The following is a 25,500-nucleotide window of genomic DNA, read 5'->3' on the forward strand; positions in this document are numbered from 1 at the left end:
AATACCCCATTCGTCGCAGAAACCGGCATTAAATCCGTGTGCCGGCGTGGCCTTCTGAAAGATCCCGCAGTATTTTGGCAATAGCTATAAATCACTTTTAATCTGGCGGTTTTTTTATTGAAAAAATTCAACAAAAAACACACTTTGTTTATAAAATTTCAATTTTTTCACCGATTCAAATGGCTATTGTCTAAATAAGCAGATTTTTTATTAATTTACACAGCTCGATTGCCCACTCTGTATTGAAAAGCCAAACTTATTTATTTAAAATCGTTATTTAAAAAAATGACAGAAAAAAAAGGATTATACGACCCTTCGTTTGAACGTGATGCGTGTGGGATTGGTTTCGTTGCCAATATAAAGGGCAATAAAAACCACCAGACGATTTCAGATGCCCTTACGGTTTTGGAAAACATGGATCACAGGGGTGCCTGTGGTTACGAGCCCAATACGGGCGACGGCGCCGGCATTATGATTCAGATTCCGCATGAGCTTTTTTATGACGAATGTCTACAGATGGGTATTTCCCTCCCGGCAGTAGAAGAGTATGCTGTTGGTATGATCTTTTTCCCGAAGGAAGTAAAGGCCCGGGAAGAGTGCCGCGACATTTTCACCCGTGCTGCCGAAAAGATGCACATGAAGGTGATCCGGTGGCGCAATGTACCGGTAAGCACTGAAGGCATTGGTTCTTCTGCCCTTTCGGTAGAACCGGATATTGAGCAGGTTTTTCTTCAAAAGCCGGATAATATCAAGACCTCCGAAGAGTTTGAGCGCAAGCTTTTTGTATTGCGCAAATACGCTACGCATCTCACCACCAATGCGGTAAAAAAAGATCCGATCGGTTTTTACATCAGCTCGCTGTCATGCAGAACCGTTATTTATAAAGGACAATTCACCAGCTTCCAGGTACGTACTTATTACAAGGATCTTACGGATCATAGAACCGTAAGTGCCTTTGGACTGGTGCATTCCCGCTTTGCCACCAATACCTTTCCCTCCTGGCGCCTGGCGCAGCCGTTCCGTTTTATTGCACACAATGGTGAGATCAATACATTGCAGGGCAACCTGAACTGGTTGCGTTCCAGCGAGAACAGCTTTGAATCGCCGCTGTTTACACAGGAAGAGATGGACATGCTGGTGCCGATCGTAAGCAATGACCAGAGTGATTCTGCGTGCCTGGATAATATGATCGAATTGCTGGCACTTACCGGCCGTTCCCTGCCGCATGTAATGATGATGCTGATTCCCGAAGCCTGGGACGGCAATGAAGATATGGACCCCGTTAAGAAGGCATTTTATGAATTCCATGCCTGCCTGATGGAACCCTGGGACGGACCTGCCTCTATTTCTTTTACTGACGGAAAGATCATTGGTGCCACACTGGACCGCAACGGTCTGCGTCCCTCCCGCTATTGTGTAACCAGCGATGGACGGGTGATCATGGCCTCTGAAACCGGCGCATTACCGGTAGACCAAAGCCTGGTAATTGAAAAAGGCCGGTTGCAGCCGGGAAAAATGTTTGTGGTAGATATGGAGCAGGGCCGCATCATCAGCGATGAGGAACTGAAAAAAGAAATCTGCTCACAAAAGCCTTACGGCGACTGGCTCAACAAACATAAGATCCGTTTGAATGAACTCCCCGAACCCCGGGTGATGTTTACCAACCTGAGTGAAGACCAGATCTTCCGCTACCAGAAATCGTTTGGGTACACTTCGGAAGACGTTGAAAATATCATCTCCCCGATGGCCATCACCGGTAAAGAACCGATCGGAGCTATGGGCGTGGATACCCCGCTGGCGGTATTGAGCGATCAGCCCCAGCATCTGAGCTCGTACTTTAAACAATTATTTGCACAGGTAACCAATCCTCCCATCGATCCGATCCGGGAGCGCATGGTAATGTCGCTGGCCACTTTTGTAGGTGATAACGGAAGCCTGTTGATTGAAGATGAAATGGATTGCCACGTGGTAGCCCTAAAGCAACCCGTGCTCACCAATTTTGAACTGGAAACCCTGCGGAGTATTGACACGGGCACCTTCCAGGCCAAAACCCTGCAGTGTTATTTCAGGGCCGACGGCAAACCCGGCTCCCTTGAAAAAGGACTGGACCGAATCTGCGCGTATGCAGAAGATGCGGTGAATGATGGTTTTGAAGTATTGGTATTGCAGGACCGTGCCATCGACAGTCAACACGCACCCATTCCTTCGCTGCTGGCCGTATCTGCAGTGCATCATCACCTGATCCGGAAAGGTCTGCGTGGTAAAGTAGGCATTGTAGTGGAAGCCGGTGATGTTTGGGAAGTGCACCATTTCGCCTGCCTGCTGGGCTTTGGCGCTACGGCCATTAATCCCTACCTGGCTTTCTCCACTATTCACAACCTGAAAGAGTCCGGAAAAATAAAGACCACGCTTTCTACGGAAGAGCTTTATAAGAACTACATCAAAGCCGTAAGCGACGGTCTGCTGAAAGTGTTCTCCAAAATGGGCATCTCTACCCTGCAATCTTACCAGGGTGCACAGATCTTTGAGATCATCGGTCTCAACCAGGCCGTGGTGCGGAAGTACTTTACCGGCACCACTTCCCGTATTGAAGGCATGGGGCTGGATGAAATTGCGCGCGAGGCATTGACCAAACATCATTTTGGATTCAGCCAGAAACCCAACCCGGTAGATCAGCTTCCTACAGGAGGTTTTTACCAGTGGAAACGAAAAGGGGAAGCCCACCTGTTTAACCCGCAAACCATTCATCTGTTGCAGTATTCAACAAAAATGAATGACTACAACATCTTCAAAAAATATACAAAACTCGTAAATGATCAAACCTCCAAGGCGATCACATTAAGAGGTTTGCTGGATTTTAAACGTACCCGGAAACCTATCTCCATTGATGAGGTAGAGCCGGCTGAAAAAATTTACAAACGATTTGCGACGGGCGCGATGAGTTTTGGCTCTATCAGCTGGGAAGCACATACCACACTGGCCGTTGCCATGAACCGCCTGGGCGGTAAAAGCAATACCGGTGAAGGCGGCGAAGATGAAGCCCGTTATACACCGCTGGAAAACGGCGATAGCATGCGCAGTGCCATCAAGCAGGTGGCCAGCGCCCGCTTTGGCGTAACCAGCCTGTATTTAACAGAGGCCGATGAATTGCAGATCAAAATGGCGCAGGGTGCCAAGCCCGGTGAAGGCGGACAGCTTCCCGGCGACAAGGTAGATGACTGGATTGGTAAAACCCGGCATGCGACACCCGGAGTAGGATTGATTTCTCCGCCTCCGCACCACGATATTTATTCGATTGAGGACCTGGCACAATTGATCTTTGACCTGAAAAATGCCAACCGTCATGCGCGCATCAACGTAAAACTGGTGAGCAAGGCCGGCGTGGGTACCATCGCGGCAGGTGTTACAAAAGCAAAGGCAGATGTGGTATTGATTGCAGGTCATGACGGTGGAACCGGGGCCTCCCCGATCAGCTCCATCCGTCATGCAGGATTACCCTGGGAACTGGGCGTGGCTGAAGCACAACAAACCCTGGTTAAAAATAAACTAAGAAGCCGGGTGGTATTGCAGACCGACGGGCAGATGCGTACCGGCCGCGATATTGTTATTGCCGCTATGCTGGGCGCCGAAGAATGGGGCGTGGCCACTGCTGCATTGATCGTGGAAGGCTGTATCATGATGCGCAAATGCCATCTGAATACCTGTCCGGTTGGTGTGGCTACACAGGATCCGGAACTGCGGAAACGCTTTACCGGTAACCCCGATCACGTAGTAAATTTCTTCAAATTCCTGACAGAAGATATGCGGGAAGTAATGGCGGAACTGGGATACCGGACCGTAGAGGAAATGATCGGCCAGTCGAACGATCTTAAAGTAAGAGAGGGCATCACCCACTGGAAATACAAGAACCTGGATCTATCCCCGATCCTTTACCGCCAACAGGAAGAAGACGGTATCGGTCTTTATAATGCGGAAGAGCAGGATCACGGTATCAAATCCGTGCTGGACTGGAAGTTTGTAGAAGCTGCCAGGCCTGCTATCGAAAACGGAACGGCTGTAAAAGCAGCATTTGATATCGTAAATACCGACCGGGCGGCAGGAACCATCCTTTCGCACGAGATCACTAAGAAATACCGTTCGGAAGGATTGCCGGAAGATACCGTGCACCTGAAACTGAAAGGAACGGCCGGACAAAGCTTTGGTGCATTCTGTAATAAAGGGATTACACTGGAACTGGAAGGAGATGCCAACGACTACTTTGGTAAAGGATTAAGCGGTGCCAAGCTTATCACCTATCCCGATGCCAAGGCTGGTTTTGTAGCGGAAGAGAACAGCATCATCGGTAACGTAGCATTTTATGGAGCTACCAGCGGTGAAGGCTTTATCCGCGGAAAAGCGGGTGAGCGTTTTGCCGTGCGTAATTCCGGCGCCACCGTTGTGGTAGAAGGCGTTGGTGATCATGGCTGCGAATATATGACCGGAGGAAAGGCGATTATCCTGGGCAATACCGGACGGAACTTTGCGGCCGGTATGAGTGGCGGTATCGCTTATGTGTATGATGCCAGTCAGAAATTTGCAGACAATTGCAATAAGGAAATGGTGGAACTGGATCCGGTTAATGATGGGGATGCACAATTCCTGAACCAGTATATTTCTAAACATTACCAGTATACCAACAGCCCGGTAGCCAAGTTCATCCTCGATGATTTTGAAAACCAGCTGAAGAACTTTGTAAAAGTATTCCCCTCCGAATACAAGAAAGTATTACTGGCAAAAGAAGAGCAAAAGCAATTGGCATAATCGTAGAAATTTAAAATCTCAAATCTCAAATTGAATGGGTAAACCAACAGGATTTTTAGAGTTTTCCAGAGAAACTCCCCAAAAGAAAACAGTAACAGAACGTGTTCAGCATTATAAAGAATTCGTAACATTATTTCCGGAAGAGCAACTGAATAACCAGGCCGCAAGATGTATGGATTGCGGAGTACCTTTTTGTCACAGCGGCTGCCCCCTGGGAAATGTGATCCCGGAGTTTAATGATGCTGTTTATCGCAAAGAATATAAGGAAGCATATGATATTCTGAGTTCCACTAACAATTTCCCGGAGTTTACGGGAAGAATTTGTCCTGCACCTTGCGAGTCTGCCTGTGTGCTGGGCATCAACCAGCCTCCTATCGCAATTGAAGAGATCGAAAAGCATATTATTGAAATCGCCTTTGAAAAAGGATTCGTTTCCAAAAAAGGGCCTAATATCCGTACGGGTAAAAAAGTAGCCGTTGTTGGCAGCGGTCCTTCCGGCCTTGCTGCTGCAGCGCAGCTCAACTATGCGGGTCATTCGGTAACGGTTTTCGAGCGGGACGAAAAACCAGGTGGATTGCTCCGCTATGGCATCCCCGACTTCAAGCTGGAAAAATGGGTGATAGACCGTCGTATCGAAGTGATGCAGGAAGAAGGAGTGGAATTCCGTTGCCATGCGAACGTAGGCAAGAACATCAGTATCCATGACCTGCTGCGCAACTATGATGCAGTAGTACTTTGCGGAGGCAGCACCGTTCCCCGTAACCTGCCCATCCCGGGTCGGGAACTAAACGGTGTTCACTTTGCGATGGATTTCCTGAAACAGAATAATAAACGCGTTGATGGCAAGGATTTCCTGGCACACCAGGATATCGAAAGCAATATCTTAACAGAAGAAGTACTGGCCACCGGTAAAAACGTGGTGGTGATTGGCGGTGGTGATACCGGAAGCGACTGCGTAGGTACCAGCAACCGGCATAAAGCCGCTTCTGTAACTCAGTTTGAATTATTACCGATGCCTCCGAAAGAGCGTACAGAAGCCATGCCCTGGCCTTCCTACCCCATGCTGCTGAAAACAACCACCAGTCATGAAGAAGGCGCCAACCGGCACTGGTCTATTGCCACCAAAGCATTTAAAGGCGACGAGAACGGCAACCTGAAATCCCTTGTGGTAGTAGACCTGGAATGGAAGACACCCGAGCCCGGAAAGCCGGCCCAGTTTACCGAAGTACCCGGTTCGGAACGTGACATGCCCTGCGAACTGGCTTTGCTGGCGATGGGCTTTGTACATCCTCAATACCAGGGGCTTCTTGAAGCGCTGGATGTTGAACTCGACAACCGGGGTAATGTAAAAGCATCAGAGCAGGAATATAAAACCAATATCCCGAAAGTATTCACCGCCGGTGATATGCGCCGGGGCCAGAGCCTGGTGGTATGGGCCATCAGTGAGGGCCGCGAATGCGCGCGGAAAGTGGATGAGTTCCTGATGGGACATTCCATACTGGAAGCCAAGGAACAATCGGTGCTGATGTCTTTCGAATAAAGGCCGGAATTACAAGCAAGAAAAATAATTTAATTTATGAAAGCTGTCTCATTCAATTGAGGCAGCTTTTTTTAGGGCCCTACCGGCCACTGAGATTCTGAGCCACTGAAAAATTGTAATGCCGGTTACAAAACGGAGATACAGAACAGCAGGGTAACCGGATGAAGCATCAGGGGCACGGGGCATTTACGCCTTCACATGTCCGGGGCAATGGTCATTCATGTTGGTTTAAAAGGCTTTTGCGCCTCTGTGGCTACTACATATACGCAATAAAAAAACCCTTCCCAAACGGGAAGGGTTTATATCTGTTATAGCAAAAAGTTACTATTTTTTGCGAAGATTTGGATGCGGAGGAGCAACAGTGTTCGGTCCGTCTTCACCCGGTGCAGCTGCACGGATATCTACGGAATTGCAATCTCCACCTTCCTGACCAGAAGAGAAGATGAAACGATCTCCACTGATACCTTCTTTTTCCTGCAAGTGAGTGATCACTTTATTTACGTGATCCCAGCTTAATTGCTGTTGTTTTTTAGTAGCAGCGCAATAGCCAACTACAACCACTTTACAGTTTGGATTAGCTCTCAGTTTAGAAGCTACAGTAGCTAAAGAAGCAGCAGCATCAGCAGAAAGCGTGTTAGAGTTTGCTTTGAAGGTTACGCTTGGTAAAGCACCCAGTAAAGTAGCGCAATCATCAGCGGGTTTAACACCACAACCTTCTGGACAAGGACATTTACCAACTCCATCAGCATCTACCGGCTGGCAGTAAGTAGGAGTGATCAGTTCTTTGTCTTTACAATCAGGAACACCATCACCATCAGTATCGCGGCTTACACCATGTGTATCAACCGGGCAACCAGCAGGTGTTTGCTCTTGGTCAAATTGGTCAGTAACACCATCGCCATCTGCATCAGGCAGTACGATTTCAGGTACACGACGCAGTTCGCCGTAAGCATAGTTCAACGGGTTCAACCAGTACAGAGGCTCTACTCTTCTGGATTTGTTACCCAGGTTAAAGTTCAGACCTACAGTCAGGTAGTTAAAGAAATCTTTATCGGGGCTCAGAGAAGGCTGCTCTGCCCAACGCTGACCGTCTAACAGATCAGAAGCGTGCATGTTGTAGATCACGCGATCTTCAATAGCCAGGTTAACACGGGGAGACAGTCTGAAAGCGATACCAGCACCTGCAGTAGCAGAAGGAGTGATATAACCTGCAAACATTTTGCTCCATTTAACGCTAGGATCTCTTTCAGCAGCAGACTCATAAGAATCATCTAACATGTCTTTAGCTGCTTTCAATGCATCTTTCCGGTTTACGTTGTCCTGGGTTCCAGGATCAGGAAAGCTGTACTTGCTGGAGCCGTTCATAGCATTAACTGTTGTGCGGAAGGTGTTTACACCAACACCCGCCAAAGCATAGATGGTAGCACCAGTCTGCGCTTTATAGAAACGGATGTTTCCTAAATTGAATAATGCCTGTAAAGACAGATCCTGAGCAACTGTTTTGTAGTTGTAATCTACCGGAGCACCTGCATAACCAGCAGCGATCCAGGGATTGTCAGAAGGAGCTTTTGAATACCCTGTAGAAGGTCTCCAGTTCAGCCCTTTAGCAACGCCATAAACATACTCAAGTCTTAACGACATTACGTGACCTAAGGATTTGCGGATATGTCCGCCAAATCCAAAAGAGTTACCCATACGGGCACTAACATCACCATTTACTAAGAAAGATCCACCTTTGATACCGAGTTCCCACATGTCTTTAGGTTTAGCGGGATAATCGCTTGTACCAACCATAAAGTCATTATGCTGCTGCAGTCTTTTACCAGAATAGTAATTGGAGTCTGTAACAGAATAAGTACCGTACAACGGGTGAGGCGCGGTGTACGGATGCGAAGGGCTTACCTGAGAAAACCCTGTAGACGCAATAAGGCAGCCTAGGCCTGCCAATAATGTGTACTTTTTGCTTGTCATAACTAAGGATTAAGATTTAAAAACGATTTCCTAAAATGAATAGCAAATTTAAAGCCATTTCTTATATAAACAAATTTTTAACCAAAAAAAATAATAAAAAAATCGACCTTTCTTGTTTATTTTCAATTAAAAATGAGTAAATTAAATCACCCTCATTTGACGGATTTACTCTTATTTTGCCGTAATATTATGCATTGACAATGAAGCTTCCCACTTCCCTCATAAAAGTTGAATTAGAGAACTTCGAACAGCGGTTTAATGCCGCCGTAAAGAGCAATACGCCCCTTTTGGACCGGATTATGCGGTATATCGTCAAAAGGAAGGGTAAACAATTACGGCCCATGTTTGTTTTCCTGTCCGCCAAAATGTTCAGTCCCACCACTGAAGCCACTTACCGAGCGGCCTCCCTGGTGGAGATCCTCCATACGGGCTCCCTGGTGCACGATGATGTGGTAGACGACTCTTATGAACGCAGAGGCTTCTTTTCTACCTATGCACTCTGGAAAAACAAGGCCTCCGTTCTGGTAGGAGACTATCTTTTTGCCACCGGGCTCCTTCTTTCACTGGAGCACGGCGACCACCGGATGCTCCGGATCATGTCCGACGCTATCCAGAAAATGGCCGAAGGTGAGCTGCTGCAGCTCGAAAAAGCACGGTCGTTAAACCTTAAAGAAGCCATTTACTACGAAATTATTAAAAATAAAACCGCCTCCCTCCTCGCATCCGCCTGCAGCGCGGGCGCCTGGTCGGTGACCGAAAACGAGGAGGCCACGGAAAAAGCCCGTCTTTTTGGTGAAAAAACCGGAATTGCCTTCCAGATCAAAGACGATCTTTTCGATTATGCCAGCGAGGACGTGGGCAAACCAACCGGCAACGACATTAAGGAAAAGAAAATGACCCTGCCGCTGATTTATACCCTCAATAACACAGATAAGGCTACAAAGCAAAAAATCATTAATATTGTAAAGAACAATAACAACGACCGTCAAAAAGTACAATGGGTGCTCCAGATGGTTAAGGATACCGGTGGTATCCGGTACGCTGCTGAAAAAATGAATGCGTATAAGAACGAAGCGCTGGAAATTTTAGCTACCTGTCCGGACAATGAATACCGCCGGGGCCTGGAAGACCTTGTTCATTATGTAACCGAAAGAAAATACTAAAAGATCGCCTGCGATCAACCGACCTGCCCCGCAATGGAGAAACGATGGAACATACTGCAGCCTGATCCTGATGCCGTAACTGCTTTACAAAACACATTAAAGATCAATCGTGTTCTTTGTAAGATCCTGGTGCAGCGCGGAATCCGGACCTTTGAAGAAGCAAAGCTTTTTTTTCGGCCTCAGATCCAGCAATTGCATAGCCCCTGGCTGATGAAGGATATGGATAAAGCAGTGGAACGGATACTGGCAGCCTTCCGGAACAATGAAAAGATCCTGGTATTTGGGGATTATGATGTGGATGGAACTACATCCGTTGCAGCCATGTACCGCTTTTTGAAGACACAGCATCACCCTGTGGATTTCTATATCCCGCACCGGTACCGGGAAGGATATGGTATAAGTAAAGCGGGTATTGACTTTGCAAAAGCAAACGGTTTTTCCCTGATCGTTGCGCTGGACTGCGGCATCAAATCTGTTGACCTGGTACAGTATGCCCGTACCCTCCAGATCGATTTTGTGATCTGCGACCACCATTTGCCCGATACTATTTTACCGGATGCGGCGGCCATCCTGAACCCGAAACAACCGGACTGTGCCTATCCTTATAAAGAGCTTTGCGGCTGTGGTGTGGGGTATAAGCTCATTACTGCCCTTTGTGAGAAGCTGGCATTACCGGAGGCATTCCCCTACCAGTACCTGGACCTGGTGGCCACCGCTATTGCAGCGGATATTGTTCCCATCACCGGCGAAAACAGGATCCTGGCGTACTACGGATTGCAGCAGGTAAACAAGGAACCCAATGCCGGCATCCGGGCGCTTGCATATTTGAGCGGAACCCGTTTGCCCCTTTACATACACAACCTCGTGTTTATGATTGCCCCCAGGGTAAACGCAGCAGGAAGGATGGACGATGCCCGGAAGGCCGTTCAGCTTTTTGTAGCCGCTTCTTACAAGGAAGCCCTGGAATATGCCGAATTATTGCACAGTGATAACAGCGAACGTAAAGAAGCCGACTCCAGCATCACTGAAGAGGCCCTGGAAATTATCGTACAAAACACCACCTGGAGCACCCGAAAATCGACGGTAGTATATCAGCCACACTGGCATAAAGGCGTGGTAGGCATTGTGGCCTCCCGGCTGATCGAACATCACTACCGCCCAACAGTGGTGTTAACGGAAAGCGGCGATTATGCCGCCGGAAGCGCCCGGAGTGTTCCCGGATTTAACCTGTACGAAGCCATTCATGCATGCCGGGAATACCTGATCGGCTATGGCGGCCACTTTGCAGCTGCGGGGCTTACCCTTAGCAAGGAAAACATCGATCTGTTCCGGGAAAAATTTGAAGCGGTGGTTGCTGCAAGTATTTCAGAAGAACTGCTGACACCGGAGATCATCATCGATGCAGAAATTTCGTTTGCCGATATTTCCCCCGCTTTTTTTAATATCCTCCGCCAAATGGAACCTTTTGGTCCCGGAAATATGAGTCCCCTGTTTTTGGCCCGGGGAGTACGCGACACGGGCTTTAGCCGCATTGTAAAGGAACAGCATCTCCGGTTTGTGGTGCAGCAGCAAGGAGTGCAATTAACGGGTATCGGGTTTAATATGGCAGCAAAATTCCCCATTTTGTCCGCTGGCGGGCCCTTTGACCTGGTATTCAAAATAGATGAAAATGAATGGCAGGGCAAGAAAAGCCTGCAATTAAGGGTGGAAGATATCAGAGTTGCGGGCTAATATTCTTCAAGACTTGGAGTATCGAAGAACAGAATACAGATCTAAAATATTCATATTCAATGCCGAAGGGCTGCCCTGCAAAGCCGGAAACCCTTTGCTGCAGCCGGAAAATAAGGGCAGCGCAAAGATTGCAGGCGGGCAGGGAACCGGGGCCCATAGCATTCCTGCAGTCCACAGCCCCTAAAAAATCCACCCGGCTAGCGGCCGGCAGCCGTAAGCAATCAGAAAATCCTTATCTTTGCAGCCCCTTAGGATATCCTGAGGCTTATTTATTTATTTTTTTAAAAACAATTTGGGTAATGAACAATTATGAATTGATGGTGATTTTTACCCCGGTTTTAAGCGAAGACGAGTTTAAAGCTGCTCAGAAGAAATTTGCCGGTATGGTAACTGAAGCAGGTGGCTCTATCGTACATGAAAACCCATGGGGACTGAAATCACTGGCGTATCCGATCCAGAAAAAAACCACAGGCTTGTACTGGGTTCTGGAATACAGCGCGCCATCCGACTTCAATGAGAAGCTGAAAATCCAGCTTCTGCGTGACGAGGCCGTTCTTCGTCACCTCTGCACTAAACTCGATAAATTCGCCGTTGAGTATAATGCAAAAAAGAACAGTGGCGTTAAAACAGGAACCGAAAAAGCAGTGGAGGCTTAATTTATGGCAAAGAATGAAATCAAATATCTGACGGCCATTAAAACCGACAAACGTGTTAAAAAGTTTTGTCGTTTTAAAAAGTATGGCATCCGCTACGTTGACTACAAAGACGTGGAATTCCTGAAAAAATTCCTGAACGAGCAGGGTAAATTGTTACCACGCCGCTTAACCGGAAACAGCCTGAAATTTCAGCGCCGGGTTTCTGATGCGGTGAAAAAAGCCCGTCAAATGGCGTTGTTACCTTACGTAACCGATCTTTTAAAATAGACCCATCGTGAACAGACAATCGTCAATTGGCCGTTGTCTGTTCACGATTCATTGTAATTAGTAACCATCCCTAATGGCGCCGGCGGCGCCAGACAGTCACAATCATCGATTGGGCTCCGGGAACTAAAACCCGCCTGCGGTGGCAGGCAACAAATACCATGGAAGTAATTCTGATCCAGGATGTGGATAATTTAGGCGCTGCCAACGAGGTAGTAAGTGTTAAAAACGGGTATGCCCGTAACTACCTGATCCCCCGCAAAATGGCTGTTGAAAACAGCAACAGCAATAAAAAACAGCTGGAGGAGCGTTTGAAACAGGCACGCAAAAAAGAAGAAGCTATGCTGGCTGAAATTAACAGCGTTATTGCAAAACTGAGTGCGGGTCCATTAAAACTGGGCGCCAAAACAGGAACCAGCGGCAAAATCTTCGGAAGCGTAACCAACCTGCAGCTGAGCCGGGCAATCCGCGAGCAAAAAGGTTACGAAATTGACCGTAAAAAGATCCATATCACGGAAGATATTAAGGAACTGGGATCTTATAAAGCAAGCATCGATTTCGGCGGCGGTCACAGCACCGAGGTTGAATTCGAAGTGGTTGCAGAGTAATCCCTGTTGCTGATTTTTTTTAGAAAACACGCCTTTCCGGTGTGTTTTTTTTGTTATTTCTATTAAAAAAAAATTGGGCTGCCAAAAAATTAGTCTATATTTGATATAGATTACATAGTGTTCTTTCAGTAAAAAGCTTCAGAATATTTTTAATGTTCATTGAATTTGGTACTGTTTTAGCACTCTATTATTTTTTTAAATTCAAATAAAATGAACATTTACGTAGGAAACCTAAGCTGGAACCTGAAAGACCAGGACTTACAGAATTTATTCGCTCCTTATGGGGAAGTAACCTCTGCCAAAATCGTATCTGACAAATTCACAAACCGCAGCAAAGGCTTTGGTTTCGTAGAAATGGCCAGCGATGATGAAGCAAAAGCAGCTATCGAAGCTTTAAACGGCACTGAAGTAGACGGCCGTAACATCGTTGTAAACGAAAGCCGTCCGAAAGAAGGCGGTTCCGGCGGCGGCGGTGGCTATAAGAAAAGAAGCTTTGGCCAAAGCGGCGGCGGATACAACAAAGGTGGCGGCGGATACCGCGATCGTTATTAATGCTATCTTGCAATAGATATAAAAGCTCCCTTTACGGGAGCTTTTTTTATTGTGCCTGTTCTGCGATATTTAAAGTATTGAAGAGCGGGCATCATAAACGCATAAAAAAACGGCGACCTTACCGGTCGCCGTTTGCTATTACAAGGTTAATGGAATCTTAGAACCAACTGCCGATATAGGCCTCGTTTACGGTATCCTTCCGGTTAGCCAGGCGGTTTCTCCGGCGGGCCACTTTTCTTCTTTGCCGGAACATGGTGTAGAACATCAGCGGAATAAACAAAAAGATTGCCGGGGGAATTCCCAGGAAGGAAATCCACTTACCGCCGAAACTATTCCGCATAGGCCGTTTAAGCCGCTCTGCGATCAGGTACATACTCGGTACCATTACCAGGGTCATAAAGAATGCAAAAGCCAACCCGAAGATAATCGTCCAGGAAAGCGGCTTCCAGAACATCACATTGTCGCCTCCAAAGAAGATCTTCGGATTGAGTTCGGAGAACATGGTCACAAAGTTGATGTTAAACCCTACCGCCAGCGGTATCAGCGCCATAATAGCGGCCAGGGCGGTTAACAACACGGGAATGATCCGCGTTTTACCGGCCTGTATCACGGCATCACGGGTTTTAAGACCACGTGCCCGGAGCTCGTCGGCAAACTCAATTACAAGGATCCCGTTCTTGATTACGATACCGGCCAATCCAAGAATACCAACTCCGGTCATTACCACCGACACCGCCATACCGGTTAAGGTGAAGCCCAGCAACACCCCGATGATACTAAACACGATTTCAGTGAGGATGATCACCGATTTGCTCATCGAGTTAAACTGCCATACCAATATCAGCAGGATCAGCCCCAGGGCGATCATCAGCGCTCGTCCCAGGAAGGCACCAGTTTCTGCCTGTTGCTCCCCTTCTCCCGTTTGTTTAATGGTTACATCATCGCCGGTTGCATGAAAGTTATCGATCGCCGATTTGATCTGCGCATTTACCGCAGTGGGCGTATATCCTTCAGCTTCCAGTACATTGCTGCGAAGGGTGATCATCCGCTTCTGGTTCTTGCGTTGTACGCTTCCCAGGGTATTGGTATAATCCACATCTACCACCGAACTGATCGGTACGCTTTTTACCTTGCCGGTAGCCATATCGCGGAATACAACGTTCATGTTCAACAGATCCGTAAGGTTCTTGCGTTGCAGCTCTGTATTCCGTACATAGATTTTGTATTCATCTTTCCCGTTCTTGATCTTGCTGGCTTCATTACCAAATAAAGCGGTACGGATCTGCATTCCGATCTGACCTGAAGACACGCCTTCACTCAATGCCCGTTCGCGGTTCACTTTCAGGGTCACTTCGGGGCTACTCAGGTCCACGTCCATTTTCAGCTCTTCCACGCCCGGGATCTGAAGACTGTCCAGGTAATTCTTCAGGCTTACCGCCGTTGGGATCAGGTTGTCAAATTCTTCACTGGCCACTTCAATATTGATCGGAGGATCGGTAGGCGGACCATTTTTTTCCTGCTCCACAGAAATTTCCGCACCGGGTATGTTCTTGATCGCCTGGCGCACCTTGGTGAGATACGGCGCGGTACTTACCCCATGCCGTTTTTCAAACTCTACGAAGGAAACCTGGATCCGTCCCAGGTTGCTGCGGGTACTTCTGTCACCACTGTTAGGATCCGCCGCACCCACCGCTACGTTGGCGATCACGCTTTCCACCACGGGGTTTTTCTTTCCCTTGGCCTGATCTATATCCAGTGCCTGGTTTACCTTGGCCTCCAGGCTGCGGGTTATAGAGTCGGTATATTTTACATCCGTGCCGCTGGGCATCTTCAGGTATACATAAATAAAGTTGGGATCCGAAGACGGGAAGAAAACGATCTTGGTGCGACCGGCTCCGGCTGAGGCACCAAACATCATAAAGGATACCACCAGCAAGCCAAAGGCGCCTACCAGCAGCCATACCGGCCTCCAGCCCTTTAATGCCCAATTCAAAAGGTCTTCATAATGGCCCATGATCCAGGGCAGGGCTTTGTTCTGAAATTTATGGATCCAGTCATCGAAGAAATAGGTATGCAGCACCGTCAATAATGCCATGAACAGGGACAGGTTCCCGATAAAGAAGGCGAGGCTGCCTTTTCCCATGGGTATGCCGATCAGGTCGAATAAGACGCCGATGATGATCATAACCACGAAAGGCCGGGAGCGGAATACATCCGATTTCTTTTTATGCTCAGGGTTCTCCGGATGGTTCATAAAGTCTACCGCAAAAACCGGGTTCATCAGGAACGCCACAAATAAGGAGGCGGCCAATGTAAAGATCAGCATCAGGGGCAGATAGATCATAAACTTACCAATGATCCCCGGCCAGAACAAGAGCGGCACAAAGGGCGCCAGTGTGGTCAGCGTTCCGGCCAGTACCGGTACAAACACCTCCCCGGCGGCCATCATGGAGGCCCGTTGCGGACTTATTTTACCCTTGGCTTCCGTAAAGATCCGATGCGTATTTTCAATTACCACGATGGCATCATCCACAATAATTCCCAACCCAAACAACAGCGCAAAAAGCACCATGAAGTTGAGCGTGATATTGGTGCCGATGAAGGCCTCTCCAACCGGTATGAACATGAACGCCACAAACATACTCAGCGGCACGCTCAGAGCCACAAAGAAGGCATTGGTAAGCCCCATAAAGAACATCAGGATGATCAATACCAGTATGAACCCGATCACGATGGAGTTCACCAGGTCGTTAAACGAGGTCCTTGTAGAAATGCTCTGATCTCCGGTAATGGTCACATTCAGGTTTTTCGGGAATACCGATTCTTTCATTTCCTCACCAATGGCCTTTACGGCATCGCTGGTTTCAATGAGGTTTTCCCCGCTGCGTTTTACAATATTTAAGGTCAATACCGTTTTTCCGTCCAAACGGGCATAGCTGTCCGTTTCCTTGATGGTATCCTTAATCGTAGCGATATTTTTCAGGTAGATCGGGTTGCCGGTATTGTTCCGCACAATTACTTCTTCAATATCCCTTGCGGTTTTAAACTGTCCTTTCAACTGCAGGTTCCGGCGCATATTGCCTACTTCCAGCAAGCCGCCGGAAATGTCCATGTTTTCATACTTCACTGCGTTGGCAATATCATCGAAGGTAATACCGGCCGCCTGCATTTTTGCATTGTCCACATTGATCTGGAACTCACGTTCCGGCGCGCCCACCAGGTCTACCCGGGTGATCTGCGGCAATTCTTCAATGCGATCCTTCATTTTATCCGCATATTCTTTTAACCGTACGCGGTCAATATCACCGCTCAGGTTCACGTACATGATGGGCATTTCAGACATGCTCACTTCCAGTGCGGTGGGCTCCTGGGTAAGATCGGTTGGCAGGTCCTGCCGGGCCTTATCGATGGCATCTTTTACTTTCTGCAAGGCCACTTCCACCTTTTCATCCGAGCCAAACTCGATCATAATGGCGGAATAATCCTGGAACGAGCTGCTGGTGATCTTTGTTACCTTTACACCCGTCATTCCCTTCAGCTGTTTTTCAATAGGCTGTGTTACCAGGTTCTCAATGTCCCTGGGAGAGTTTCCCACATAGATGGTAGATACGTATACATTGGGGATGACCACGTCCGGGAAGCTTTCCTTTGGAGTAGCTACAAATTTGTATACACCAAACAGCGAAACCATTAATATCAGTAAGTACACCGTGGTGCGGTTCTTTACCGCCCAGCTGGTAAGGAAAAACTCCTTGAACTTTCCCGTAAAATTTTCTAAAGCACTCATAAACTTAAATTATTTGTAACAATGCCGGATGCATTCCTTACTGAATATTATTTTGAAGCCTGGGCCTGGGTGGTTACTACCTGCCCGTCGTATAAACTCTGGAACCCTTCGGTGATCAGCTGATCCCCATCGGCCAGTCCGGATTTGATCTCCAGTTTATCGCGGTACAGTTCACCCACTACTACTCTTTTTTTACGGGCCACCAGGTTATTACCTTCTTTTACCGCTACCAGTACAAATTTTCCTTCTTCATCGCTTTGCAGGGTATTTACCGGTACGGTAATGGCATCATTTGAGCTGTAATCCTGGATCTGTACTTTTGCCAGCTGATTGGCCCGGATGGACGGATCCTGCGGTACTGCTGCCTCTACATAAAAAGAGCGCGTTGTAGGATCGATCAGTTTGCTAACCACACTTGCCTTGGCTGCAATTTCTTTGTTACCGGCATCGGGCAAGGTAATCTTCAGCGGACTGCCCACCTTGATGCGATCAATATAGGTTTCTGGTACATTTACAACCAACCGTAACACCGATGTATTTACAATCGAGATCTGCGGAACGGCTCCTGCCATACCTACAAAGGCCTCGCCTACTTTTACATTTACCTGGTCAATTACCCCGCTGATATCTGCCTTTACATTGGTATAGCTCAGCTGTTCACGGGCCTGTTGTATCTGTGCCTCGGCCGCACGCAGCTGGCTGGTTAATGCATCCACGTTTGTTTTGGCCTGGATCACCTGGATCTCCGCGCCGATATTGTTTGCCCACAGGTTTTGCTGACGCTCATACGTGGTTTGCGCCAGCTTCAGCTGTGCCTTGATCTGGCCGGTTTGCTGTTCTGCCGCAATCACCTGCTGGCGTTGTACAGCATCATCCAGTTTGGCCAGTGTTTGCCCTTTGCCTACACGGTCGCCCTGCTTCACATAAATGGCCCGCACAACGCCCCCCATTCCTTTAGGTGCTACATAGGCGCTGTTCTTGGCATCGATCTTACCCTGTAAATCTATATAATGATCAAAAGCATTGCTGCCAACAGGCTGTATGCTTACAAATTTCGCCTTAACAGTATTGGGTTCCAGCTTTCCCAGCTCTGCCTCTAATTTTGCCAGTTCATCATTGTTCTTTTTCTGCTCGGCTTTTAATTTCTCAATTTTGGCTTTCAGATCGCCAGCCTTTCCCTTCTCCTTTCCGCCTCCGCAAGAGTAAAGCACCAGTGCAAAAGCAGTGATCGTTAATGTGGTTTTTAAAACGCTGTGCATAAAATATAGTATTAAATAGTTTGGATGTTAAAATTTACCAATGGCCTTCAGGAAGTCCACTTTTGCCACAACGGCATTGTACAGGGCATTGTAGTAATTGGTTTGGGCCGATTGTAACTGTACCCTTGCGTTATCAATTTCGATCTGACTGCCGGTACCCATTTCATATTTCTTCTTGGTTTGCTGGTATACGTTTTCGGCCAGTTTCATATTCTGCTTCTGGTAGTCCATATCTGCAATGGCAGATTTGAAAGAGTTTACCGAAGATTTCCGCTCCTGGTCAATCGTTAACTTAAGCGCCTCGATCTGATTTTCTGTTTGCTGCAATTTAATTTTAGCCTGTGCGATACGGGCATTTGTTGCAAAACCATTAAAAATAGGTATGCTCAGGTTAAGCGATATGGAACTCACCGGGTACCATTCTGCCGTGCCATTAAACATTTTAGAGAATCTGTTCGTTTGGGTCATATAATCCAAGGAGCCGCCAACCGAAACAGTGGGTATCTTACTGTATTTGTACCGCTGCACTTCCAGTTCACCCAGTCTTTTACCCAATAACGCCGTCTGGAAATCTTTTCGCTGGCCATAATCAAATTCTGCAACGGCCTCCACGATTCCTTCCTTCAGCTGTTCGTCCGTCAACTCATCAGTCAGTACCAATTCTTCCTGCATGGGCATTCCCATTAATACCTTTAAACCCAGGTATCCGTTACTAACCGAATTCAGCACCTGGTTTTTTTGCGATTTCAGATTGGCCAGCTGCACATCCAGTTTATCGATGTCCAGCTTTTCGGCAAATCCGTTATCATACATGATTTTGGTGTCATTCCTGTTTTTCTGCACCAGGGCCAGGTTGGAATCAATCAGCGCAACCTGTGTTTTGCTTACCACCAGTTGATAATAAACCTTGGCGATGTTCTGACGTATCTGATCAACGGTTACTTCCGAGGTCTTCGCTTTATAATCAATCAGCGTTTTCCGTGCCTGCAGGCCGGTAAACACCTGCCCGTCAAAAAGAAGCTGCGATAAAGAAACGCCGGCCATGCTGCTCCATGGTGCGGAAAAAAGCGATGCCGAAACATACGTATCCTGCTTTAAAGGAGTGGAATCGCCCGATAAAAAGTTAGGGACGCCTGCAGGAAGAAATATTTTGGAGATCTTTACGTTATCAGTAATGCCTGCCCGTCCACTGATCTGCGGATACGCATTACCCGTAACCTCCCGGTTCACCTGCTGTTGCAAACTAATATCCAGTAGGGCATTTTTCACCTGCACATTGTGCTTTTGTCCATATTCCAATGCCTGCTGCAATGTAAAATAATGGGTGCTGTCCTGCGCAATGCCAGAGCCCGCTATCATCAGCCCCATGATGGCCATTACCATCAGCCTAATCTTTTGCATCTGAATTATTTTTTGGTTTATGTTTTTTATACTTTTCGATTAATTTCAATCCCTTGGGGGTTGCCATTCCGTGCAGGAAAAAATAAAACACCTCCTGCTGTATCAGGAACATGCCCTCCTTTACCTTACTATAAAACTCCGGCATAAAGAGGATATCAATGCTTCCAACCCGGAACTGGGCAATGATATCGATATCAAAATCATCCCGGTACAGCCCTTCCTCAATCCCCCATTTTATATTGGCAACGATCACATCGTAAATGAATTCGTTCTTATAATCCAGGAACTTCCGGTAAGCCCGGGGATGATACTTCTTAAGATCGTTTATCAATACCGGGTTCATATTCCTGAACAGTTCAGAGGTTTGCTCAATGGCCAGGAATCCTTCGTGCACTGCATTGTCGGCGATCTGGTGATAGGTTTTACACTGGAGGCAATTATCAGACAGCGCCTTTTCAATTGCATCGCCTACGAGTTGATCCTTATCCGTATAATACTGGTAGATCGTCTTTTTGCTGCTTCCAACCGCGGATGCAATATCATCCATGCTTACGCTCCGGGCACCATACCGCATAAATAATTGCAATGCCTGGTTCCGGATATGCACCTTATGTTCGTTTTCGTCTTCCATGTTGCGGTGCGAAACTATGGAAACTTTTTCAACTTTTAAAGTTTCCATAGTTTTTTTCAAAAAACTTAACCGAAGTTATCATTCCGGTTATTCCGGTTACTGTGCATACCGGTGAACGGCATTTTTTTGCCGGTAAACCGCCTAAAAGCACAACTCAACCGGACTTACTGTTAAAAACTTTTATTTTTGCCGGATATCATGGCTACAGCGAAGTATAAAAAAGAAGACCGCCTGGTGAGGAAATTATTCCGCTATTTTCTCCAGGGCCTGATCATACTGGCCCCCATCACCATTACGATCTATATCCTGTACCAGCTTTTTAACTGGGTAGATAACCTGCTGCGCCCGGTAATGGTGATACCCGGATTGGGTTTTTTGACCATCATCCTGTTTATCCTGTTCATCGGCTGGATCAGCAGTTCGCTGATCATGGAAGCGGTGATCAGCTTTTTTGATCACTGGCTGGAACGCACGCCCGGCATTAAACTGCTGTATACCTCCATAAAGGATTTTTTTCGCGCCTTTGCCGGTGATAAAAAAAAGTTCACCAAACCCGTGCTGGCAAATATCTTCGACCGGGATATCTGGATCGTGGGCTTTATCACCGATGAAGAAATGACCAAATTCAATATGGGCGCCGATATGGTGGGCGTTTATGTACCCCAGGCCTATAATTTTGCCGGGCAGCTGTACATCCTGCCCCGGAACCGGGTACAACTCATTGATGCGATCACTCCCGGAGATGCCATGAAGTATACCGTAACCGGCGGTGTGGTGGAAATGGAACAGCATCCTCCTGCCCGCAGCGCGCCGGATAACACAGAATCATAAACCAGCGATAACGATTATGTCAATCATCAAACCCTTTGCCGCCCTAAGACCCCAAAAAGCCCTGGCTTCCAGGGTTGCCTCCCGCCCCTATGATGTACTGAGCAGTGAAGAAGCCCGGGAAGCTGTGCGGGATAATCCTTATTCATTTCTGCATATTACAAAAGCAGAAGTGGATCTGCCGCCGGATGTGGACCTGCACAGCCCGGCAGTTTATGAAAAAGCAAAAGCAAACCTGTCTGCCTTTCAACAACAGGGCATCCTGTTCCGCGAGGCTACCGCCTGTTATTATATTTACCAGCTGGTAATGGATGGCCGCAGTCAAACCGGACTGGTGGCTGCATCCGCCGTATCGGATTATGAAAACGGCCGCATCAAAAAGCACGAGTTCACCCGCCCGGAAAAGGAACAGGACCGCATCGATCATATGAAGTTCATCAACGCCCAAACAGGCAAAGTATTTCTTGCCTATGCCAACGTAACGGAGCTGGATGTACTGATCAGCAACTGGAAAAACGAGCACCAGCCGGAATATGATTTTGTAGCAGCCGATGGTATCCGCCATACGGTGTGGGTGGTAAACGCCGCACCGGTAATAGAACAGATCACAACACTGTTCCGGGAACAGGTTCCCGCTACCTATATCGCCGACGGGCACCACCGCGCCGCTTCTGCCGCAAAAGTGCACCAGGCCCTGCCGGCAAGCAGCGAGGCCGCATATTTTCTTACCGTTATTTTTCCTGCGGCGGAACTGACCATCCTGGATTATAACCGGGTGGTAACAGACCTCAACGGGCACACAACCGGGGAGTTTATTGCTGCCCTGCATGAAGATTTTGAGATCACCGCTTCTGAAACTGCGGTAAAACCAGCTCAGCTGCATGAATTCGGAATGTACCTGGAAGGCAAATGGTACCTGCTGCGAAGCCGGCCCGGCTCCTATACAGAAGATCCGATCGGCATCCTGGACGTATCGATCCTGGCCGAAAACATCCTGGATAAGCTGCTTGATATAAAGGATCAGCGTACCGACCGGCGTATCGATTTTGTAGGCGGGATCCGGGGAATCGGGGAACTTGAAAAACGAGTGAACAGCGGGGAAATGAAAGTAGCCTTCAGCCTCTACCCCGTTACCATCCAGCAATTATTTGAAATTGCTGATAGCGGGAACGTAATGCCACCCAAAAGTACCTGGTTCGAACCCAAGCTGAGGGATGGATTGATGACGCATTTGTTGTAATCGTTTCAGGGTTGACGTTTAAGGTGCAGATCCAGCTGAGCCGGTATGCAACAGCACCATCCGGAATAACCGTTCGAACAGATCAACATGTACAGAAGGCTCACACACCATCCGGAAGTTTACGTATTTTTAATACCCCTGGGAATTGAACGCGAACTAAACACTTTATTGAAACAAACTGCAAAATGGAACAGATCACAGACAAGCAACCTATGCTAAAACCCAGGAACACTTCTATTGCTTTTTTCCTTTCCCTGTTGTTTCCCGGGCTCGGGCAGATTTATAACGGGCAACCCAAAAAAGGATTTTTTTTCTTTGGCCTGCAGCTGCTTATTCCCTTCCTGTTTGGCATTACCGGGTGGCCGCTTTTTTTTTATGGGCTCCTGCTTTTGGTGGTCATTGTCCTGGGATTAAGAATCTATATTATTCTTGATAGTGTAAAGCACGCCCGGCGCCAGAAAGCGTACATGCTGAAACCATATAATACCTGGTATTGCTATCTGGCATTTATAGCTGCCGCCTCTATCACATTCCATTTTTATGACATCAGCGCCGTTATTGGGATACAGAGTTTTAAAATCCCCTCCGATCCCAATGAACCGACCGTCCGGCGGGGAGATTTTATTGTAGTGGATGCAAACGCATACAAAAATAGGCCTCCGGATTATGGGGATATCATCGTTTTTACACATGCAGATGGTCAGAAGTATACATACCGCATTGTTGGATTACCCAATGACAAGCTAACGTTAAAAGGAAATATTGTAACCGTAAATGGAAGGTCCGGCAAAACAGCTTATATGAAAGATGCCTGGTTTAACGGCATACCGGTTATTGAAACAGAAGAAACACTTCCTAACGGCCATAAACATCAGCTTTACTTGCTTAAAGAGCCGTCGGATACCGGCATGCCAGATATCGCCAATATCACCGTTCCTCCCGACAGTTATTATGTTTTAGGCGATAACCGCGACTATGCGGCAGACAGCAGATACAAAGGATTTGTAAAACGAACGAGTATTAAGGGACGGATCATTTACAGTTACTGGGGAAAAGATGCAACAAGAATCAATCTGGACTTTAGAAAAATATAATGCCTGTGTATACGCTCATGAAACCGCACCTGTTCCTGTTACTATTATTTACCTGCAGCTGTCTGGCACAACAAAAGAGAAAAGCGATTAAGCCCAATCATTCCCCGAAAATGGTGAATCATATACCGAATAGCACGCTACCAGATGTTGAAATAGTGGAAACATTTACAGACAGTATAAACGTCGGAGAAAAGGGCCGTAACAGCATTCGCATTATTAAATACCGTGTTTTTGACGATACGTACCTGATCATCAAATTTTATATAAAACAGGCAGGACAATGGCTGCTTCAAAACACGTATCAATATGAAACAAATGCATCAATGGGATTGCAGCCAGACATCCGCGATTTTAATAATGATCAGCTGAATGACATCACCATTATTGCTGCTACCGCTGCCAGGGGGGCTAACGAAGTCAGGAGGCTCTTTATTTATGATGCGCAGGCAAAACAATTGGTGTCCATAGTCAACGCTGAAGACTATCCCAATATGCGCTATAATCCTGAACTTGATTGTATCGATGCTTTCCTGGTACACGGCGGATCGTCAACCATATTTGCAAAAATCAAAGGCGATAGTCTGAAAACATTTGCAAGTGTTCATAATGACCTTTACAGAACGGTATATAAAATCGATGCGGATGGCAATGAACAGTTGATCAGAAAAGACACCATAATAACCCCTGATGATATCTACATCCGGTATAAAAACTTCGATCCTTTAAGAGAATATTAAAAAATAAAAGCAGGCTACTACCACCCTTTACGCTATTTTTACGTCCTGTAAGAGCGCTTTCGGCTTATTTTTTGCTAAATAAGCCAGAAAGCAATAAAATACACTGTTTATCAGTTACTTAAAATATCGAAAATGAAGCAAATCTTTACCGCGGGCCTTTTTTTAATGGGAACCGTTATGGCATTCGGGCAGGATCAGATTGCGAGCATGCGCGAAAATGCACGGAAATTTATGATGGCTGGCGATATGGAAAACGCCCTCCTGGTGTTGAATAAAGCAGCACAGACAGACAAGAACAATATTGAAGTTCAAAAAGACCTGGCACTGGCCTATTATTACAAAAAGGACTATGCCAAAGGGCTGGAAATCATCAAACCCCTGGTGGTTTCCGAAAGCGCTGATGTAGCTACCTACCAGCTTGCCGGTACTCTTTACCGCGGAACAGATAACGGAAAAGAAGCGGAGAAGATCTACAAAACAGCCATCGAAAAATATCCCAAACAGGGGCCCCTTTACAGCGAGTACGGAGAAGTGCTGGAAGTGATGAAAAATGGCGGCGCTGCCATCAATATGTGGGAAAAGGGAATGGAAATGGCGCCCTCCTACAGCGGTAACTACTACAATGCTGCCGTGTATTATTATAAACTACCGGAAGGAAAGATCTGGTCCATCCTGTACGGAGAGATCTATGCCAATATGGAAAGCCTGAATCCTAAATCCGCCAATATCAAAAAAATGGTGCTGGACGCCTATAAGGACCTGTTCTCGGGCAATCTTTCCCAAACAGCTGCTACTACAAAAAATCCTTTTGCCAAGGCGGTTCTGGAAACATTTGGCCGCCAATCCGGCATTACAGCCCAGGGACTCACTCCCGAAACCCTGGCCATGATCCGCACCCGTTTTGTGCTGGACTGGATCAACAACTACAATAAAAAGTTCCCCTATCGCTTGTTTGAATACCATCAGCAACTGATGCGGGACGGTATTTTTGATGCCTACAACCAGTGGATGTTTGGCCCTGCAAACAATCAGTCTGCCTTTGAAACATGGGCGAACGCCAACAAGGCCGTATACGACAAGTTTACCGAGTTTCATAAATCAAGGATCTTCAAAATGCCGGCGGGGCAGGTTTACTCAAACCGGAAATAATCCTTTCCTATAATCGTATGTACAACCACTTCCTCATCGGAGTGGTTTTTTATTTGGTAGTTTTTTCTTAATTTGTATATCAGAATTTA

At 47.1% G+C, this 25,500-nt stretch carries 18 protein-coding genes; 13 read left to right on the forward strand and 5 right to left on the reverse strand.

The annotated features are described in order from the left end of the window. Positions 1–285 precede the first annotated feature (285 nt). Positions 286–4,800 carry a glutamate synthase large subunit gene (gene gltB / locus LQ567_RS25105; RefSeq protein ID WP_231008677.1) on the forward strand — a complete coding sequence of 1,505 codons (4,515 nt, stop codon included), beginning with the start codon at positions 286–288 and terminating at the stop codon, positions 4,798–4,800. A gap of 34 nt (positions 4,801–4,834) precedes the next feature. Next, positions 4,835–6,340, forward strand: a complete 1,506-nt coding sequence (locus LQ567_RS25110; protein ID WP_231008678.1) for a glutamate synthase subunit beta — start codon at positions 4,835–4,837, stop codon at positions 6,338–6,340. A 324-nt stretch (positions 6,341–6,664) separates the two neighbouring features. Here the strand turns inward: LQ567_RS25110 and LQ567_RS25115 are convergent, their stop codons facing one another. After that, entirely contained in the window at positions 6,665–8,311 is a 1,647-nt protein-coding gene (locus LQ567_RS25115; RefSeq protein WP_231008679.1) for an OmpA family protein, read from the reverse strand. 200 nt (positions 8,312–8,511) lie between these two features. Here LQ567_RS25115 and LQ567_RS25120 point away from each other — a divergent pair, with 200 nt between their 5' ends. The 6 genes from LQ567_RS25120 (at position 8,512) to LQ567_RS25145 (ending at position 13,285) form a co-directional block, all read left to right on the forward strand. Then, positions 8,512–9,474, forward strand: a complete 963-nt coding sequence (locus tag LQ567_RS25120; protein WP_231008836.1) for a polyprenyl synthetase family protein — start codon at positions 8,512–8,514, stop codon at positions 9,472–9,474. Between the two features lie 33 nt (positions 9,475–9,507). Then, positions 9,508–11,205 carry a single-stranded-DNA-specific exonuclease RecJ gene (gene recJ / locus LQ567_RS25125; protein ID WP_231008680.1) on the forward strand — a complete coding sequence of 566 codons (1,698 nt, stop codon included), beginning with the start codon at positions 9,508–9,510 and terminating at the stop codon, positions 11,203–11,205. Beyond that, entirely contained in the window at positions 11,148–11,861 is a 714-nt protein-coding gene (rpsF, locus tag LQ567_RS25130) for a 30S ribosomal protein S6 (RefSeq protein ID WP_231008681.1), read from the forward strand. Before recJ ends, rpsF begins: the two co-directional genes overlap by 58 nt. Positions 11,862–11,864: 3 nt before the next feature. Further along, entirely contained in the window at positions 11,865–12,128 is a 264-nt protein-coding gene (gene rpsR, locus LQ567_RS25135; protein WP_018629905.1) for a 30S ribosomal protein S18, read from the forward strand. Between the two features lie 158 nt (positions 12,129–12,286). Further along, complete coding sequence (rplI, locus tag LQ567_RS25140; RefSeq protein ID WP_231008682.1) at positions 12,287–12,733, forward strand: 50S ribosomal protein L9; 447 nt, start codon at positions 12,287–12,289, stop codon at positions 12,731–12,733. 210 nt (positions 12,734–12,943) lie between these two features. Further along, positions 12,944–13,285: an RNA recognition motif domain-containing protein gene (locus tag LQ567_RS25145; RefSeq protein ID WP_231008683.1), complete on the forward strand. Its 342-nt coding sequence runs from the start codon at positions 12,944–12,946 to the stop codon at positions 13,283–13,285. Positions 13,286–13,442: 157 nt separating this feature from the next. Here LQ567_RS25145 and LQ567_RS25150 read toward each other — a convergent pair whose 3' ends face one another. From LQ567_RS25150 to LQ567_RS25165, 4 genes are read right to left on the reverse strand one after another with little or no spacing between them, the layout of a single operon-like run. Then, positions 13,443–17,072, reverse strand: a complete 3,630-nt coding sequence (locus tag LQ567_RS25150) for an efflux RND transporter permease subunit (protein ID WP_231008684.1) — start codon at positions 17,070–17,072, stop codon at positions 13,443–13,445. A gap of 47 nt (positions 17,073–17,119) precedes the next feature. After that, positions 17,120–18,331, reverse strand: a complete 1,212-nt coding sequence (locus LQ567_RS25155) for an efflux RND transporter periplasmic adaptor subunit (RefSeq protein WP_231008685.1) — start codon at positions 18,329–18,331, stop codon at positions 17,120–17,122. Positions 18,332–18,358: 27 nt separating this feature from the next. Beyond that, positions 18,359–19,732 carry a TolC family protein gene (locus tag LQ567_RS25160; RefSeq protein WP_231008686.1) on the reverse strand — a complete coding sequence of 458 codons (1,374 nt, stop codon included), beginning with the start codon at positions 19,730–19,732 and terminating at the stop codon, positions 18,359–18,361. After that, positions 19,719–20,411, reverse strand: coding sequence for a TetR/AcrR family transcriptional regulator (locus tag LQ567_RS25165; protein ID WP_231008687.1), 693 nt, complete (start codon positions 20,409–20,411; stop codon positions 19,719–19,721). Before LQ567_RS25165 ends, LQ567_RS25160 begins: the two co-directional genes overlap by 14 nt. Before the next feature lie 150 nt (positions 20,412–20,561). Here LQ567_RS25165 and LQ567_RS25170 point away from each other — a divergent pair, with 150 nt between their 5' ends. The 5 genes from LQ567_RS25170 (at position 20,562) to LQ567_RS25190 (ending at position 25,411) form a co-directional block, all read left to right on the forward strand. Further along, positions 20,562–21,194 carry a DUF502 domain-containing protein gene (locus LQ567_RS25170; RefSeq protein ID WP_231008688.1) on the forward strand — a complete coding sequence of 211 codons (633 nt, stop codon included), beginning with the start codon at positions 20,562–20,564 and terminating at the stop codon, positions 21,192–21,194. Positions 21,195–21,210: 16 nt separating this feature from the next. Then, complete coding sequence (locus LQ567_RS25175; protein WP_231008689.1) at positions 21,211–22,431, forward strand: DUF1015 domain-containing protein; 1,221 nt, start codon at positions 21,211–21,213, stop codon at positions 22,429–22,431. A gap of 185 nt (positions 22,432–22,616) precedes the next feature. Continuing rightward, complete coding sequence (gene lepB, locus LQ567_RS25180) at positions 22,617–23,525, forward strand: signal peptidase I (RefSeq protein ID WP_231008690.1); 909 nt, start codon at positions 22,617–22,619, stop codon at positions 23,523–23,525. 110 nt (positions 23,526–23,635) lie between these two features. Further along, a complete protein-coding gene (locus tag LQ567_RS25185) occupies positions 23,636–24,262 on the forward strand; it encodes a hypothetical protein (protein WP_231008691.1) in 627 nt (208 codons plus the stop codon). A 132-nt stretch (positions 24,263–24,394) separates the two neighbouring features. Next, a complete protein-coding gene (locus LQ567_RS25190; RefSeq protein ID WP_231008692.1) occupies positions 24,395–25,411 on the forward strand; it encodes a tetratricopeptide repeat protein in 1,017 nt (338 codons plus the stop codon). The last annotated feature ends 89 nt before the right edge of the window (positions 25,412–25,500 follow it).

It is taken from the genome of Niabella pedocola (assembly GCF_021044425.1).
In the GTDB taxonomy this organism is placed as follows: Bacteria; Bacteroidota; Bacteroidia; order Chitinophagales; family Chitinophagaceae; genus Niabella; species Niabella pedocola.